1 protein-coding gene is annotated in these 776 nt (G+C 28.1%); it reads right to left on the reverse strand.

What is annotated here, in order from left to right; genetic code table 11:
- A partial coding sequence (locus G3997_RS04900) for an MATE family efflux transporter (RefSeq protein ID WP_296649015.1) occupies positions 1 to 736 on the reverse strand: 736 nt, incomplete at its 3' end.
- Positions 737 to 776: the final 40 nt, after the last annotated feature.

Below are 776 nucleotides of genomic sequence, written 5' to 3' on the forward strand. Positions count from 1 at the left end.
CTATCATCATTGGCATAAAAGACTCTCCCATACCTTGTAAAACATTTCTATATATAAATATAAATCCTAGGAAAATCATAAATGCTGCTGCATAATTTAGAACTTCTTGAGTATATCCAATCATTTCCGCAGTTGGACTTTCCATAAATAACATTACAAAGTACTTCCCAAATAAAACTAATACAGCACCTGCAATTAAACTTGTAACAATAGATACTCTATCCATAATTTTCATACCATATATTATACGATCATAGTTTTTAGCACCTAAGTTTTGACCTGCATATGTTGCAATAGTTACCCCAAATGATATTAATGGTTGCATAACTAACTGAAGAACTTTAGATGATGCAGTATATGATGCTATAACATTTGATCCAAATACATTTACTGCTGCTTGAACTATAATTATTCCAATTGCAGTTACTGAAAACTGTAATGCCATAGGTATAGAAATCTTTAAATGTGTTTTATAATAACTTTTTTCTACCTTAAAGTCTTTTTTTCTTAATCTTAAAACACTAAACTTTTTATAACTATATATTAAACAAAGTATTGCTGATAAGCCTTGAGATATAACAGTAGCATATGCTGCTCCACCAACGCCCATGTTAAAATTAATAATAAACASTAAGTCTAATATTATATTAAGTAYTGATGATATTATTAAAAAATATAGAGGAGTTTTACTATCTCCTAATGCTCTTAGTATACCAGCAGCCATATTATAAGCCATTTGAGTAAATATTCCTATAAAAATTATTGTAKTATAAGTG

Origin of the sequence: Romboutsia sp. 13368, from assembly GCF_018336475.1 — a bacterium.
Taxonomy (GTDB): Bacteria; Bacillota; Clostridia; order Peptostreptococcales; family Peptostreptococcaceae; genus Romboutsia.